This is a genomic window from Ferdinandcohnia sp. SAFN-114, from assembly GCF_059415045.1.
The window spans coordinates 24278-41304 of record NZ_JBPFDQ010000001.1; the positions used below are offsets into that span (position 1 = coordinate 24278).

Annotated in this window: 15 protein-coding genes, 1 other RNA gene and 1 other annotated feature; of the genes, 2 read left to right on the forward strand and 14 right to left on the reverse strand. The window is 38.0% G+C overall.

The window, feature by feature from the left end; translation table 11 throughout:
• Positions 1–8: 8 nt before the first annotated feature.
• The 7 genes from ACR65M_RS00135 to ACR65M_RS00165 all read right to left on the reverse strand — a co-directional run bounded on the left by ACR65M_RS00135 (position 9) and on the right by ACR65M_RS00165 (position 7184).
• Positions 9–488, reverse strand: a complete 480-nt coding sequence (locus tag ACR65M_RS00135) for a PRC-barrel domain-containing protein (protein WP_440272222.1) — start codon at positions 486–488, stop codon at positions 9–11.
• A 102-nt stretch (positions 489–590) separates the two neighbouring features.
• Entirely contained in the window at positions 591–2999 is a 2409-nt protein-coding gene (recD2, locus tag ACR65M_RS00140) for an SF1B family DNA helicase RecD2 (RefSeq protein WP_440272223.1), read from the reverse strand.
• A 20-nt stretch (positions 3000–3019) separates the two neighbouring features.
• The gene (locus ACR65M_RS00145) at positions 3020–3682 is read right to left on the reverse strand and encodes a tetratricopeptide repeat protein (RefSeq protein ID WP_440272224.1); all 663 of its coding nucleotides are present in this window, start codon (positions 3680–3682) and stop codon (positions 3020–3022) included.
• Positions 3683–3768: 86 nt separating this feature from the next.
• Positions 3769–4881 carry a tRNA 2-thiouridine(34) synthase MnmA gene (gene mnmA / locus ACR65M_RS00150; protein ID WP_121447304.1) on the reverse strand — a complete coding sequence of 371 codons (1113 nt, stop codon included), beginning with the start codon at positions 4879–4881 and terminating at the stop codon, positions 3769–3771.
• 11 nt (positions 4882–4892) lie between these two features.
• Complete coding sequence (locus ACR65M_RS00155) at positions 4893–6035, reverse strand: cysteine desulfurase family protein (protein ID WP_440272225.1); 1143 nt, start codon at positions 6033–6035, stop codon at positions 4893–4895.
• Between the two features lie 51 nt (positions 6036–6086).
• Positions 6087–6500 (reverse strand): cysteine metabolism transcriptional regulator CymR, encoded by a 414-nt coding sequence (gene cymR, locus ACR65M_RS00160; RefSeq protein ID WP_099352159.1) that lies wholly within the window; start codon positions 6498–6500, stop codon positions 6087–6089.
• A gap of 12 nt (positions 6501–6512) precedes the next feature.
• Complete coding sequence (locus ACR65M_RS00165) at positions 6513–7184, reverse strand: DUF6198 family protein (protein WP_494776416.1); 672 nt, start codon at positions 7182–7184, stop codon at positions 6513–6515.
• A 194-nt stretch (positions 7185–7378) separates the two neighbouring features.
• Between ACR65M_RS00165 and ACR65M_RS00170 the strand changes: the two genes are divergently transcribed.
• Positions 7379–8680 (forward strand): replication-associated recombination protein A, encoded by a 1302-nt coding sequence (locus ACR65M_RS00170; RefSeq protein WP_440272226.1) that lies wholly within the window; start codon positions 7379–7381, stop codon positions 8678–8680.
• A gap of 27 nt (positions 8681–8707) precedes the next feature.
• Here ACR65M_RS00170 and ACR65M_RS00175 read toward each other — a convergent pair whose 3' ends face one another.
• Together ACR65M_RS00175 and ACR65M_RS00180 are read right to left on the reverse strand one after the other, a co-directional pair.
• Positions 8708–9658, reverse strand: coding sequence for an ABC transporter permease (locus ACR65M_RS00175; protein ID WP_341330770.1), 951 nt, complete (start codon positions 9656–9658; stop codon positions 8708–8710).
• Positions 9651–10571, reverse strand: a complete 921-nt coding sequence (locus tag ACR65M_RS00180) for an ABC transporter ATP-binding protein (protein ID WP_440272227.1) — start codon at positions 10569–10571, stop codon at positions 9651–9653. Before ACR65M_RS00180 ends, ACR65M_RS00175 begins: the two co-directional genes overlap by 8 nt.
• Positions 10572–11075: 504 nt before the next feature.
• Here ACR65M_RS00180 and ACR65M_RS00185 point away from each other — a divergent pair.
• Positions 11076–11771, forward strand: coding sequence for an RsfA family transcriptional regulator (locus tag ACR65M_RS00185; protein WP_440272228.1), 696 nt, complete (start codon positions 11076–11078; stop codon positions 11769–11771).
• Between the two features lie 30 nt (positions 11772–11801).
• Here ACR65M_RS00185 and ACR65M_RS00190 read toward each other — a convergent pair whose 3' ends face one another.
• The 5 genes from ACR65M_RS00190 to ACR65M_RS00210 form a co-directional block, all read right to left on the reverse strand.
• On the reverse strand, positions 11802–12566 hold the full coding sequence (locus ACR65M_RS00190) for a tRNA threonylcarbamoyladenosine dehydratase (RefSeq protein ID WP_341330767.1): 765 nt from the start codon (positions 12564–12566) through the stop codon (positions 11802–11804).
• Between the two features lie 183 nt (positions 12567–12749).
• Positions 12750–12942, reverse strand: a non-coding RNA gene (gene ssrS / locus ACR65M_RS00195) — 6S RNA.
• A 196-nt stretch (positions 12943–13138) separates the two neighbouring features.
• Entirely contained in the window at positions 13139–14908 is a 1770-nt protein-coding gene (aspS, locus tag ACR65M_RS00200) for an aspartate--tRNA ligase (protein WP_440272229.1), read from the reverse strand.
• A gap of 11 nt (positions 14909–14919) precedes the next feature.
• Positions 14920–16188: a histidine--tRNA ligase gene (gene hisS / locus ACR65M_RS00205; protein WP_440272230.1), complete on the reverse strand. Its 1269-nt coding sequence runs from the start codon at positions 16186–16188 to the stop codon at positions 14920–14922.
• A 91-nt stretch (positions 16189–16279) separates the two neighbouring features.
• Positions 16280–16635, reverse strand: a binding site (T-box leader).
• A 104-nt stretch (positions 16636–16739) separates the two neighbouring features.
• A complete protein-coding gene (locus tag ACR65M_RS00210) occupies positions 16740–16916 on the reverse strand; it encodes a hypothetical protein (RefSeq protein ID WP_010678249.1) in 177 nt (58 codons plus the stop codon).
• Between the last annotated feature and the right edge of the window lie 111 nt (positions 16917–17027).

The following is a 17027-nucleotide window of genomic DNA, read 5'->3' on the forward strand; positions in this document are numbered from 1 at the left end:
TGGAATTCCTAATTTATAGATACGACGATGACATCTTCACCGATTTTTAAAGGCTCGTTGGTTTTGATTACCTTTTTTCCTTCTGTTATATCAGCAAAAAAGCCATCCGTTACTTCATACCCTATAATAGTGCCCACTTCTTCTGTAAAATATACATCTTCAAGTAAGCCTAATTTTTGACCTTCAGAGGACAAAAGCGGCTTTCGGAATAATCCATGATGGGTGTGTAAAAAATATGTGGGTGTATCGGCTTCATTGTCAAGTAGCTCCAAAAGCGACCTGTCCGAAACCATGACACCATCATCTCCAATGGAGGAGATACTTTCCATAGGGACTACTCGATCTCGTTCAAAAAGTCCTTTCCCTTTCAAGATCAGGGCATTCACCTTGCCATCCGATGTGATACAAAGATCTGAAACTCGGCCGAGCTCTTCGGCAGACTTTTCATCATAGACCGGTAAATCCTTGAGTAGTGAGAACGTCCGCAAAGATAATCGCCACCTCTCCGAACATTACTTATCATTCACTTTCAGATAAGGTGTCATACTGTACAAGAGTTTCCAAAAGAAAAAAGCTGGTATCCCCAGCTTTTATTCGACTTCCATATAATCGTATGGAGTAATTCCTTCCATGCCAATATTTGGGTCGGTTTGGAAAATAACCTCTTGATATGACTTTGCCTCTTCAGGTATTTCAACAGGAATAGGAGCTTCCTCCATTGCACCAAAGGTAGTTTTTAACTTTTCGCACAAGGTTGTTTGACGGTTTGTATCGTTTGCACGTTGAACCCCTTGTCTTAATGCGTCTTCTTCGCCACATAGGATGAGGAAGTTTTTGGCTCTCGTTATGGCTGTGTAAATTAAATTACGTCGTAGCATGCGATAATAACCTTTAACAATCGGTAAAATGACAATCGGGAATTCACTACCCTGTGATTTATGAATGGAACAACAATATGCGTGTGTGATTTGGTTTAAGTCCTGTTTTGTATATGTGACTTCATTGCCTTCAAAATTTATAACAACCATATCCTGTTTTTCTGTGTTTTCTTTTGCATAAAAGATCGACTCGATTTCACCAATATCGCCATTAAACACATTATTTTCAGGCTGATTGACGAGTTGAAGCACCTTGTCACCACGCCGATAAACGATATCTCCATATTTTAATTCCCGCTTACCGTGTACAGGCGGATTAAAAAGCTCCTGCAGCATAACATTTAAACTGTCAATCCCTGCAGGACCGCGATACATTGGTGCCAAAACTTGAATATCCTTAACGGAAAAGCCCTTCTTTTTTGCATTATCCGAAACTTGCTTAACCACTTCAAGTACCTGGTTCTGGTAGCACTTTAAGAAAGAGCGGTCCTTTTTAGGTGAGGAAATATCAGGTGGTAGGGCGCCTTTTTTTATATCATGAGCCAATTCAATAATTGACGAACCTTCTGATTGTCGATAAATATCAGTTAGACGAACGGTTGGTACTACTTCAGATGCCAATAAATCCTTTAATACCTGACCAGGACCGACAGAAGGCAACTGGTCTTCATCCCCTACTAGCACAACTTGGACATGCTCCGGTAGTGATTTAAACAACTGATGTGCAATCCAAATATCGACCATCGAAACTTCATCCACTATCAGCAGCTTGCCATTTATCGGATTATCTTCATCATGACTAAAACCCTCGACTCCATTCCATCCAAGGAGTCGATGGATGGTAACGGCAGGAAGACCTGTTGATTCGCTCATCCGTTTTGCCGCACGACCTGTTGGAGCCACTAATAAAACTGGGAAAGGATTTTCGGAATTATAATCTTTTGGGTCTAAGGAGCAACCGTGCAGTTCTCCGTATAATTCAACGATCCCCTTAATAACGGTTGTTTTCCCCGTACCTGGACCACCTGTTAAGAGGAGCATTGGAGACATAAGTGCTTTTTGGATTGCATCTTTTTGCGAAGGCGCATATTGGACTTTGATCCTTTCCTCAAGTGCACCAAGTGCTAGCAAAAATTCAGACTCTGGAAAAAGATTTTCGTATTCAGTTTGTTCCATTACCCGTTTTATATTTGTAATTAATCCTTTTTCAGAATAATAAAGGGTAGGTAAGTAGACCCTGTCCTCTTCAATAACAAGCTTACTTTCTTCTGTTAAACTTATTATTTCCTTAGAAATATCGGTTGCAACGATTTCTTCACGGCTACTTTGTTCTAATAATTGCTGAACACGAATGATTAAATCCTCTGCAGAAAGGTAGACGTGTCCATCTTGTAATGAATCTTGTTCAAGTATGTATAAGCATCCAGCCTTGATTCGGTCTGGGTGATTTCCAGAAATCCCAAGTTGGCGTCCCAATTCGTCTGCTCTACCGAAACCAATACCTTCAATATCTTCGACTAACTTATACGGGCTATGTTGAAGAATTTCAAGTGTTTGCTCTTTATAGACTTGATAAATCCTCATGGAAAGCTGAGGACCAAATCCATATTGAGAGAGACCAATCATAATCTGTTCAAGACCTTGGTGTTCTTGTAGTGTGTCATAAATCTCTTTGGCCTTGTCTGCTGAAAGTTTATCAACCTCCTGCAAGACGTCTGGGTTTGCGATGATCTTTGAAATGGCTCCTTCACCAAGTGTCTCTACAATTTTTTCTGCTGTCTTCTTCCCAATTCCTTTAAAAAGATCACTTGAGAGGTATTGGACGATTCCTTGTTTAGTATGTGGAATTTCTTTTTGGAATTGTTCAACATGGAATTGGATGCCAAACCGCGGATGCTCCTTTAAGCGACCAAAAAAGATGTATGTTTCATTTTCATGAATTCGAGGGAAATACCCTGTTACAACTGCTTCTTTTTCATTATAGTCTTCATTTGTTTCTTGAAGCCTAATCCGAACGACAGAATACAAATTTTGCTCATTATGAAAGATTGTTACTAAATGAGTACCCTTCATAAATTTTCGTTGTTCATCAAATAAATCTAAAGATTCCTGTTGTTCCATTAAGTATCCCCTCCCCTCATTTATTCACTTAATGCTTCATTTACAATCTTTTTCCCGTTTGCTGCAAGCATATGGTCAGGTTGAATTTCTAATGCTTTTTCAAACATGTCGAGTGCTTTTTCATAATCATTCTTAAAACCTGCATAGGCAACACCTAGATTGTAATAGGCATCTGAGTGATTAGGTTCTAATTCAATTACAGAATGAAACGATTTGATTGCTTCGTCAATTACTGATTCACCTGCTAGGCAGAGGCCATACTGAAATAATGCATCCACATCATTTTCGTTTAATTCAACTGCACGTTTCATATATGGCAGTGCTAATTTTGGCTGGCCAAGCTGAATCAATGTCATCCCTAACATAAAATATGTATCACTATTTTCCAAGCCTGCTTTTAGAGCTTTTTCAAACATATTCTTTGCTTTTAAGAAATCTTCTTGGTTGTAGAGAAGATTACCAATTCCGTAATAAGCCGTTCCCGCTCCTTCGTCAAGCTCAAGTGCTTTTCTAAAAAAAGCAATCGCTCTTTCAGGGTCACCCACAGCCGCTAAAAGATTGCCAAAGTTAATATAGTAAACCGGCTCTTTCGGGTTTTCTTCAATAGCCTGAGTAAAGCATTTAGCTGCTTCTTCGTACTTACCTTCTTGCATATATTCAATGCCTTGTTTATTTAAATCCAATGATATTCAACTCCAGAATCGACTTTTTTTGCACTCATATTATAACACAGGAAAACCCCAACCCTAAATATAGAGTTGAGGTTTCTTCATCCAACATATGTTAGACGTTCTTCATTTTTAAAGACTTTATCAATTGTTGCACCACCGAGGCATTCGTCCCCATTATAGAAAACGACTGCTTGACCTGGTGTTACCGCACGAATGGGCTCATCAAAAATGACTTTAACTGTATTGTCATCCACCTTTTTAACCGTTACTGCATTATCCGGTTGACGATAACGGAATTTTGCTGTACATTTTACTTCCTCTTCAGGTTTCATATCCGAAACCCAGCTAACATTAGTAGCTAAAATGGAATCTGAATATAGAAACTCATTGTGGAAACCTTGGTCAACATAAAGAATATTTTTCTTAAGGTCTTTTCCAATTGCAAACCACGGTTCTCCGCTTCCACCAATTCCAAGGCCATGACGTTGACCAATCGTATAATACATTAAGCCATCATGTTTACCTTTTACTTCACCTGAAAAAGTGACCATGTCGCCTGGTTGAGCAGGTAAATAATTGCTTAAGAATTCTTTAAAATTACGTTCTCCAATAAAGCAAATCCCGGTACTATCTTTTTTTGTAGCAGTCGCAAGGTTTGCTTCTTTTGCAAGCTCCCGCACCTTTGACTTTTCTATATTCCCGATTGGAAACATGACCTTTGAAAGTTGTTCCTGTGTAAGTTGATTTAAGAAATAAGTTTGGTCCTTATTCTCATCTACCCCACGAAGCATCTTGTATTCTCCGTCTCTGAACTCAACACGAGCGTAGTGGCCAGTCGCAAGATAATCAGCACCCAGTGTTAAAGCATGCTCTAAAAAGGCTTTAAATTTAATTTCTTTATTACACATCACATCTGGATTTGGTGTTCTACCTGCTTTATACTCATCCAAAAAGTAGGTAAAGACTTTGTCCCAATATTGCTTTTCGAAATTGACCGCGTAGTAAGGAATGCCGATCTGGTTACAAACTCGGATTACGTCTTCATAATCTTCAGTGGCAGTACATACCCCATTCTCATCGGTATCATCCCAGTTTTTCATAAATATCCCGATTACATCATAGCCTTGCTCTTTTAGTAAAAGGGCTGCAACTGATGAGTCTACTCCACCAGACATCCCGACTACTACTCGAGTATCTTTAGGATCTTTCATATTTCCACCTCCTATTTCGTTAATCGTGAAACGATTTTTGCTGTTTCTAATGCTGCAGTTTTTATATCTTCAATTGTATTTCCAATACCAAAGCTAAAACGTATAGATGAAGCGATTCGGTCCGAATCTTTTCCAAACATCGCAACCAGGACATGAGAAGGATCAATCGATCCAGCTGTACACGCTGACCCACTCGAAGCTGCAATTCCTTCTAAATCTAAGTTAACAAGCATAGACTCGACATTTGTACCAGGAAAATAGATATTTAACACATGTGGTAAAGACTTCGCTAAGTCACCATTCACTTCAAATGAGATATCTTGTTCTTTTAATACTGAAACAAAAGCCTCTTTGAAATCTTGGTATAGAGCGTTTTTTTCGTTCATTGTTTTCTTCGCCAACTGTGCAGCAGTTTGTAATCCAATTATTCCTGCTACGTTTTCTGTCCCTGCACGACGTTTCTTTTCTTGTTCTCCTCCAAATAGAAGAGGAGCTAACTTTACTCCATCTCTCATAAATAAAAAACCGGTTCCCTTAGGGCCATTTATTTTATGAGCTGAAACGGACAACAAGTCAATTTTATAATGATTGACATCTATATCAACCAGTCCATATGCTTGGACGGCATCTGTGTGAAAAACTGCCTGATGATCCTGAAGAAGTTCTCCAATTTCCTTAATCGGTTGTATGGCTCCAACCTCATTATTGCCAAACATGATTGTCACAAGGATAGTTTCCGGAGTTAGTGCCGCTTCAACGTCTTTGACAGAAACGAGTCCAGCCTCATTAACTGGTAAATACGTAACTGTAAATCCTTGTTTCTCCAGATTTTCACAAGTATGAAGTACGGCATGATGTTCGATGGCAGACGTAATGATGTGTTTACCTTTTCCTTGCATCTTCATAGCAGTTCCAATAATGGCTAAATTATCTGCCTCAGTACCACCGCTTGTAAAGATAATCTCGTTTGGTTTTGCATTGATTGAATCGGCAATGGTTTGTCTTGCTTCATCAACTGCATGACGACTTTTTCGTCCGAAAAAATGAATGCTTGACGGATTGCCAAATGCCTCTGTCATAAAGGGAAGCATACTCTTTACAACATCAGGGTGCATGGGCGATGTGGCTGCATGATCTAAATAAATATGCTGCATCTGATCAGCCCTCCTTTTTTAAAAAAGTAACGTTATTATGACATGTTTTTCTTAAATGTAAAACATATATGCATCGTTTCCATCGCTATGGCTTGCGAGGTCTTCGAGTGTAGTACTGTCTAGTACTTCTTTTACAGCATCTCGTATTCGTATCCATAATTCCCGTTTTGCTGGCTCTTCATCCTCTAGAACTTCTACAGGGCTAATTGGTCCCTCAAGAACGAGAATAACATCTCCTGCTGTAATTTTTGTAGGTTCATCCCCTAATACATAGCCTCCATAGGCACCACGAATACTTTTCACCAATCCTGCATTACGTAAAGGTGATATTAATTGTTCAAGATAATGTTCAGAAAGTTCGTGTTTTGCTGCAATTGATTTTAGGGAGAGCGGTCCTTTTCCATGATTTTTTGCAAGTTCAATCATGATTGTGAGACCATATCTACCTTTTGTTGATATTTTCATTCACTTTCACCTCTAATTACTAAAATGATTCACTTCAACTACTCGTGTCTTCGCCAATTTCTGTTTTAATACATCATGCATTCGTTGAGTTTGTGGCAATGCAAAACCTGCGATATAGCCAATACCTACACAATATATTAAAGTTCCGATAAAAACAGGTCCTCCTAACAACCAACCAATCGTTAGTACAATAATTTCCATTCCTGTACGTATATATTGCACTTTCCAATTAGTGAGTTGGGTTAGTGCTAACATCAGACTGTCTCTTGGACCTGCACCAACACTCGCTGATATATAGATTCCCATCCCATATCCGTTAATAAGTAATCCCATCAACAGCATGATTAATTTCCCGATAAAACTTTCTGGTGTTACAAGGAAAGGAGCCATCATGAACATATCAATGAAAATACCTACTGATATCATATTTAAAAAAGCACCAATTTGAGGCAGTCGCTTTAATAATAATGAGGATAGGAACAAAACAAAAAAGCCGACAATGATCGACCATGAGCCAATAGTAAGACCAATTTGTTTAAATAGTCCGATATGCAAAACATCCCAGGGTGATGCCCCAAGCTCTGCTTTGATTATCATGACTACCCCCAATGACATGATTAACATCCCGATAAAAAAAGTAGACCACTTCAAAATGTGGCGGCTAAAGCTAATCTGTGCTCGCAATTTCCTCACTCCATCTCTTATGTCTCCCACTGTTGTATAACTTTTCTCTATTTGCTATTTCGATTTCGTCTAAACTCACGACATTATATCATAAATTGCATTGTATTTGTATTTTATCGGGTCGAAACGTATGATAAAGTTGATGTACATACATTAAAATTATTAGGATTTTGTTGGCTAAGGGGATGAATGTTTTGCTTTTTGAATCACTTATCGAAGCACCTTTATCGTACCGAATGCGCCCCAAGCATATTGAAGAAATTCTTGGACAAAAGCATATTATTGGTAAGGATACAGCTTTATATAAAATGATTATGAATGGACATGTTCCTTCCATCTTACTTTACGGTGAACCTGGAATTGGAAAAACTTCCATTGCAACAGCGATTGCTGGTACGGTTGATATGCCCTTTATCTCAATTAATGCAACAACTGCTGGGAAAAAGGATATAGAGGATGCTGTTTCAACCGCAAAAGCGGAAGGGAAGTTAATATTTTTCATTGATGAAGTCCATCGTTTTAACAAAGCGCAACAAGATTATTTGCTTCCACATGTTGAAAGAGGTTTGATATCATTAATCGGGGCAACAACGGAAAACCCGTTCCATGATGTAAACCCTGCGATTCGGAGCAGATGTGGACAGATTAAAGAGCTTCGTCCATTAACAAAAGAAAATATAAAAGAATTAATATTGCGTGCATTAGCGGATTCAGAACGTGGACTTGGCGATTTACAAATTTCAATTTCAGAAGAAGCAATAGATCTCATTTCATCGTCCACAAAAGGAGATGCACGTTCTGCTATGAATGTGTTAGAGGATGTTGTTATGGCCTCAAAAGTGAGAGACAGTGAAGTCGTTGAAGTTGACATAGAGCTAGTTAAGGAATGTGTTGAAAATAAGGGCTTTTCCCATGACAAAGATGGGGATCTTCATTATTCACTTCTCTCCTGTCTTCAAAAAAGTATCCGTGGTAGTGATGTAAATGCGGCGTTACATTATTTAGCTAGACTAATTGAAGGTGGAGATTTAGTTTCAATTTGCAGACGTCTAACGGTAATTGCCTATGAAGATATTTCAATCGCTGCACCTGAGGTTGGGGCTCATACAATTGCTGCTTGCCAGGCTGTAGAACGATTAGGGCTGCCAGAGGCACGCATTCCACTAGCAAATGTTGTGATTGAACAGTGTCTATCACCCAAAACAAATAGTGCTTATAAATCACTGGATAAGGCAATTGAAGATATTCGAAAGGGAAATATCGGGGAAATTCCAGATCACCTGCGAGATGCCCATTACAGCGGTGCAAAAGAATTAGGTCATGGAATTGGCTATAAATATCCACATGACTATCCAAATGGATGGGTTAAGCAGCAATACTTACCAGAACTACTAAAGAACAGAAAATACTTTAAACCCAAACAAAATGGACAAGAAAAATATTTTGCAAAAGTATATGATCGACTTGAACAATTACAAAAAGAGGGGGAGAAATAGACTAAACTATTTCTTCCCCCTTATTTATTAAGCAGCAACATCACGTTTCGTAAAGACAAACCACGTTAATGTATTAAAAATGACAAAATAAATAATTAACATAATAACTGAAAATGTCATCGTCATTCCTTCAACTAGAACATATCCAGTTAAATATTGAGATAAATCTGTATTCGCAAATAGAATATATTTTGCCCACTCAAACTTTGTGGCCAAAAGGGCTGTAACATTCACTCCTACAAACATTAAGAAGATTGCTAAACCAATTGCTAGACCACTATTTCTAAAAATAGTAGAAATCATAAATGCAAATGTTGACATCATGATTAAATTAATTGATTTTAATCCGAAGACCCCGAGAATATGTGAAACCATATGAACCTCATGTACGGCGCCATCTCTATAAACAAGGTGAGGTGTAGAGCCTTCGATACCAAAGAATATACTACCTACTAAAAATGAAACTACAAATAGTAAAACTAAAGAAAATAACGCAAACAAAATGGTAGCTAAATATTTTGACAGAAGAATCTTCGCTCTTGATACTGGTCGTATTAATAATAATTTAATGGTTCCCCAAGTAAATTCAGAGGCAACACTACTCGCACCAACAACTATTGTAAACAATGTAATCAATGAAACAATTTCTGCAGCAATCGTCATAAAATTCCAGGTAGATCTAGATTCCACCGGAGCAATATCATGCTCGATTCGATATTCATTAATCGCTAATTCTTTTTTTGATATATCCTTTACCATGTCAGGTAAGTCTTCGCTCGCTAAATCTGTCTTATACATTTCATTCTGTTGTTGTAAGTTTTGTTTCCATTGTTCATCAACAGAGTCTGAAGCAGTGATATTCATAACAATTCCTACAACTACAGCTACTGCTATCAATATTACAAGCATAATCCAAGTGGAAATTCGACGGTAAATTTTCATATTTTCATTTTGTATCAGTTTCACGATATTAGCCAATTCTGCTACCTCCTGTTACTTCTAAGAATCGGTCTTCTAGTGATTTGGAAAGCTGTGTGATTCCAAACACCTGAATCTCATTTTTTACAAGACTAGCATTTATTTGCGGGATCATCCCATGTTCAATGTTAAGTTCAATTCCTTTTTCGGTTTGTTTTACTTCAAGTGCAGGGTATTCAGCTGATAGTATTGATAGAGTTTTTTCTACATTACCCACTTGGAAATGGACTCTAATGCTTGTTTCTTCATTCATAAAATCAGTGACTTTTTGTACACCCACTAATCTACCATCTTGTATAATTCCAATCCGATCACACATCATTTCCATTTCAGAGAGCAAGTGACTGGAAACAATTACAGCTAAGCCTTCTTCCCTAGCAAGCTTTCGAATATAATCGCGAACTTCACGAATTCCAGCAGGATCTAATCCATTTGTTGGTTCGTCTAGAATCAAAATCGAAGGACTGTGTAATAATGCTTGAGCAATACCTAAGCGCTGTCGCATCCCCAATGAATAGGTTTTAACCTTCTCATTGATTCTCTTTTCAAGACCAACAAGCTTTGTTACCTCAAGGATTCTATCTTTTGATACACCGTTTACCATCCTTGCATAGTGAACAAGATTTTGATATCCCGTTAAAAACTTATACATTTCCGGGTTTTCAACAATGCCGCCAATATGTCTTACAGCTTGTTCAAAATTCTTGGCAACATTTGTTCCTTTTATCATGACTTCACCATCAGTGATGGACATTAGCCCTACAAGCATTCGAATCGTAGTCGTTTTACCAGCGCCGTTTGGCCCTAAAAAGCCGAAAACTTCACCTGGATATACATCAAAGGAAATTCCCTTAATGATTTCTTTTTTACCAATTGTCTTTTTTACATTTTTTAATTGTAAAACTGGTTGCACATTTTTTCCCCCTATCAGTTTGTGAGATTCATTTGTGTAGAATCTCGTTCGCCGTTTACCGGATTATGCGACAATACTACTTACGTATTATAGATGAAAAAGTTCCCATTTTTTTAGGTTATGAGAGAAATTAACAATACTTTTACATTGCAAATGCAGTCCCTGTACTCCTTATGTAGTATTTTCTTTTTGATAAAACTACTAATGTATAAAACAAATAGAACGTGGTCATGCTAGATATAAAGAAAAAATCTATTATTTTAAATCAATTAAAGTGTTCAAAAAAGAGGTTGAAAAGGACCGAGTAGTTCAAGGCGGCGCAGCTTTGAGTACCGGAACGTATGCAGTTAATACGTGAGGAACGAAAAAGCTAGCCAACGACTTCCACAGGATGTGGTGACTTCGACGTTCGACACAGGACGTGTCGGTATTTAGTCGAAGATCCTCTTGTATCGCGGCATTTTCTGCCGACTTTTTGAACATCATCTAAAGGGAGTTGGTTATATGAAAGTAAGACAAGACGCATGGTCACATGAAGATGATTTATTATTAGCTGAAACTGTTTTACGCTACATACGTGAAGGTGGAACTCAATTAGCTGCTTTTGACGAAGTAGGCGATAAATTAAACCGTACATCAGCGGCATGTGGGTTTAGATGGAATGCGGAAGTCCGAAATAATTATGAGCAAGCAATTGCTATTGCAAAAAAGCAGCGTAAAGAAAGAAAACGAGCATTAGAAAGAATGAACAAGGATAAAGGAACATCTCAAGAAAAAACAGTCAGTCAGGAGGCATTTGTAGAAGAAACACCTGCACCTGTTTATATCGAGGAGGTTTCTGCGGAACTAATCCCTTCATCTAAACCATTCAGTAATCCAATCAATAATTCAATTACGCTTGAAGATTGTATTTCATTCTTGTCTTCATTACGTCATAATGATTTTCTTTCGAATCAGTTAGAAATGGAAAATAATCGTTTGCATCGTGAAAACGAATCATTAAAGCAACAAACTAAAGAGCTTGAGAAGAGACTTGAAAAGTTATCTGACCAACAGACTATCATTCAAGAAGACTACCAAGCACTTGTACAAATTATGGACCGTGCAAGACGCTTAGTAATGTTTGAAGATACAGAGGATCGTAACTCCCCGACATTCCGAATGGATAAAAACGGGAATCTTGAGCAATTAGCAAAATAGGAAAAACGTGGCTATCATGGCCACGTTTTTTTATGAGTCCTTAACTCTAGTTATTTTGATGTCCTTCAGCAATTCCCGAACAACATAGCTAGCCATTATTAGTCCACAAGCGGATGGAACAAACGCATTAGAGGATGGTGGCATTTTTGCTTTACGAATTTTAGCATTCTCATCAGTGATTTCCTTACGAACATCTTCCCGAATAACGATTGGGCTTTCATCTGAGAACACAACCGGAATACCTTTACGGATTCCTTCTTTTCTTAATTTGGTACGGATTACCTTTGCAATTGGATCCGTATGAGTTTTTGAAATATCTGCAATCATAAAACGGGTTGGATCCATCTTATTTGCAGCACCCATACTTGAGATGATTGGAATATTTCGTTGTAAACATTCCTTCATAAGATGAATTTTATACATAATCGTATCTGATGCATCAACAACAAAGTCTAGATCATAGCTAAAAAATTCTTCGTAAGTTTCTTCTGTATAAAACATTTTAAGAGCGATTACTTCACAGTCAGGATTAATATCTGCGATACGCTCCTTCATTACGTCTACTTTTGATTGACCAATAGTAGAAAGTAAAGCAGGTAACTGACGGTTAATATTTGTGATATCCACATTGTCCTTATCTACGAGGATTAATCGTCCAACACCAGAGCGTGCGAGCGCCTCTACTGAGAAAGAACCAACGCCACCCACTCCAAGAACAGCTACTGTACTGTTTTTAAGGATATCTACCCCGCGCTTACCTACTGCTAGTTCATTTCGTGAAAATTGGTGTAACATATCTTCAACTCCATTGGGTATCAAATTCAATGTGATTTTTATTTTTACCAGAACTAGAATATAACATACTTTCGACACATTTCAAGTATTTCTATGTGAATTTATGTGTTTTAAATATAAAAACATAAAAAACCCCTGTTCACACAATGTAAACAAGGGTTTGTTCTTGTATAAAGTATCCTTAGAAGTCCCAATCGTGCAGTCGATGCCTTAGTTTTGAACCCGCTCACCGCAGGTGGGCACCCTGTTTCGACTTTTGTAAGTCCTCTTTTTAAGTATAGATGAGGCATTTACGCAAGTGCGAAAACTCCGGGCTCCCGTATAATCTATTGTTCGGTCAAAACAATAGGTTATACGACAAACACATCAGGACTTCTAACTTTAAAGGATGTTCAAAAAGTGCGGTGAATATGACACATCGAATTTCCACGTTGCCTTGCTTCTCCGGTACTCAAAGCTGCGTCCCTTGAAATTCTCGGTCCTCTTCATCCACCTTTTTGAACTTTATTTCTTGTCAACATATTAACACACGAAATTCGTCTTTACAAGTTGACCTAAAAGGGTTTTGTTCGCTATTTTCGTACATTTAACGACAAATACAAGTCATTTAATTGCGCTTTGCTAACTTCACCAGGAGCGTCTGTTAAAAGATCACTTGCACTTGCAGTTTTAGGGAAAGCAATCGTATCACGTAAGTTAGTTCTACCTGCTAGAAGCATGACTAGTCGGTCTAAACCTAGTGCAATACCACCATGTGGTGGAGTACCATATTCAAATGCTTCTAATAGGAATCCGAACTGTTCTCTTGCTTCCTCATCTGTAAATCCTAAAACGTTGAACATTTTTTCTTGGATATCGCGTTCGAAAATACGGAGTGAACCTCCACCTAATTCATACCCATTTAATACAAGGTCATACGCCTGTGCTTTGACTTCCCATGGCTTGCTTTCAAGTAGCTCAATATCCTCTCTCGCTGGCATTGTAAACGGATGGTGAGCTGCATAATAACGACCATCTTCTTCATCAAATTCTAAAAGTGGCCAGTCCGTTACCCAAAGGAAATTAAACTTAGATGCATCGATTAAATCAAGGTCTTTTCCAAGTTTTAAACGTAGTGCTCCAAGTGCATCTGCAACTACATTTGGTTTATCTGCTACAAAGAATAGTAAGTCTCCCGCTGTAGCTTCTAAAACAGTTCTTAATGCTTTTTGCTCATCTGCATCAAAAAACTTTGCGATTGGCCCTTTTAACTCATCTTCTTCAACTTTTAACCATGCAAGTCCTTTTGCACCGTAACGATTTACATATTCAGTAAGGCCGTCAATGTCTTTACGAGTATATTTATCTGCAGCACCTTTTGCATTGATTGCTTTTACCTGCCCACCAGTCGCTACTGCATTGCTGAACACTTTAAATCCGCTATCTTTTACAACTTCAGAAAGATTAATTAATTCCATTTCAAAGCGCGTATCAGGTTTATCTGAGCCGTAACGGTTCATTGCATCTGCATACGTTAATCGAGGCAATGGAAGTTCGATATCCATACCTTTTACGTCCTTCATTAATTTCTTCATCATTTGTTCTGTCATAGCAATGATGTCCTCTTGACTCATGAAGGACGTTTCAATATCGATTTGTGTAAATTCAGGCTGTCTGTCTGCACGTAAGTCTTCATCTCTAAAACAACGTGCAATCTGGTAATAACGATCAAATCCACCCACCATCAATAATTGTTTAAATATTTGTGGTGATTGTGGAAGTGCGTAAAACTCACCTGGGTGGACACGGCTTGGTACAAGATAATCACGTGCGCCCTCTGGTGTACTCTTTGTTAAAATCGGTGTTTCAATGTCTAAGAAGCCTTCGCCATCTAGATACTCGCGAATGGATTTTGTAACATTGTGACGCATTTGGAATGTTTCAAACATAGCCGGTCTACGAAGATCTAAATAACGATATTTCAAACGTAAATCTTCTGAAACCTCTGTACGATCTTCAATCATAAATGGAGGTGTTTTTGCTTCATTTATGATATTTATATCAGAAACCTTGATTTCGATTTTTCCAGTCGGGATATTGTTGTTTATTGTTGCTTCATCACGAGCTACAACAATACCTTCTACACCTAGTACATACTCATTTCTTACCGTTTCAGCAATTTCTAATGCTTCCTTAGATTCTTCAGGATTAAATACGATTTGAACAATTCCACTTCTGTCTCTTAGATCAATAAAAATAAGTCCACCTAGGTCTCTGCGTCTTTGAACCCATCCCTTTAGTGTTACTTTTTCACCAATTGCTTGTTCGGTTATTTCACCACAATAATACGTTCTACCAGACATGTTTCCCACTCCTAATGACTTTTTTCAACTATATATGATATCAATTGCTCAAGTTGGACTTCTTCTTGATGACCTGAATCCATGTTCTTCACGTTAATAACTTTTCTTTCCAATTCTTCATCGCCCAAGATCGCAACAAATTTGGCTTGTAATCTGTCAGCTGCTTTGAATTGGCCTTTTACTTTTTTATTTAGATAGTCCTTTTCTGCAACCAATCCTGCTTTTCTAAGTTCATTCACGAGGAATACAGATTTAGCTGATGCAGCCTCTCCGATAGCAGCTACATAGCAATCCACTCTTTCTTCAACTGGTAGTTCAATACCTTCTGCATTCAGAGCGGCTAAGAGTCTTTCAATACTTAACGCAAAACCGATACCTGGAGTTTCAGGTCCACCAAGACTTTCAACTAAACCATTGTAGCGTCCACCACCACAAAGTGTTGTAATGGCTCCAAAGCCCTCTGCATCACTCATAATCTCAAATGCAGTATGGTTATAGTAATCTAAACCTCTTACAAGTCCAGAATCAACTTCGAAGTCAATTTCTAAATCAGTTAAGTAAGACTTTACCTTATTGAAATATTCACTTGATTCGGCATTTAAATATTCCAAAATCGAAGGTGCCGTGTGCATTAATTCATGGTCCCTGTCCTTTTTACAATCGAGGATACGCATTGGATTTTTCTCAAGTCTAGAATTACAGTCTGAGCAAAACTCATCAATTCTAGGTGAAAAATGTGCGATTAGCGCATCGCGGTGTGCACTTCTACTAGATTTATCACCAAGGCTGTTAATGACAAGTTTCAACTTTTTCAATCCAAGTGATTTGTAGATTTCCATCGCGAGTGCGATAACTTCTGCATCGATACTAGCATCGTTGCTTCCTAATGCCTCAACTCCAAATTGGACAAACTGACGGAACCGACCTGCTTGCGGTCGTTCATAACGGAACATAGGGCCGCAGTAGTAAAGCTTGGTTGGTTGTGATGGGTTACCAAACATTTTGTTTTCTACATATGAGCGAACTACAGCTGCTGTACCTTCAGGTCGAAGGGTTAGGCTTCGTTCCCCACGATCTTCAAAGGTGTACATTTCTTTTGTTACGATGTCGGTGGTCTCCCCTACACTTCGTAAGAAAAGTTCTGTATGTTCAAATATTGGCGTCCGTATTTCCTTATAATTAAATCTTTTGCATATATCTCGGGCCATCTCCTCGATATATTGCCATTTTTCCACATTACCTGGAAGGATGTCTTGCGTTCCTCTAGGAATATTAACCATTTATTTACTCCTCCTTACTCAAAGAAAAGATATGTATTTACACATCTGGGATAACAAACAAAACAAAAAAGCTCCCATCCCTACAATTTCTTGTAGGGACGAGAGCTTATAGTTCCCGTGGTGCCACCCTAGTTAAAACCTAACGCCAAATAATCGGCGAATCTCTTCGTTAGCAGTGTTTTCTACATACTCATACACCAAAAAACGTGCACTCCGTCTACCGAAATCTTGCTACCTCGACCTTCTTGGTCTTTTAGAGACTTTAGATTTTCACTCGATCAGTTAACGCCTGAAACGTTCAACTCCTAGTAGAGCAAATTGCTTTTTCAGAGAGAAACCTAAGAGGTGTTCGTTCAATAAGTCATCATGTAGGAATGCTTGCAGCCTATGACATTCCCTCTCTATTCATGTGTAGTCCTATTTACTTTTCCCCATCACTGGTTCATAATATCATATTTTTTTGTAGAATTTTATATTATCATACGTATGAACTCGATACATGTCAAGTTTATGATTCAATTTTTTATTTTTTTTAGAACAAAAAGGTTATTTTAGGAACGATGTAATTGTTTTTTTAAGTTTCGTACATCTTTAACTGAAACACCAAATTCACTAGCTAATTCCACATAGGTTGATGATTGTTCCTTCTGAATAAAGTCGTGGAAATCAACCCCGAATAGATTTCCTCCTGTATTTTGTACATTGTTGCTTTTTTCGCTAAATCTCATCCTTTTCGCCCCTTTTTCATGGTAAGATATTACGTATCTTTCCCTTTTTTAAGAAATTATTTCTTTTAAACAGGAATTTTTTTATTTTTAGCGAATCTTTATAAAGCTATG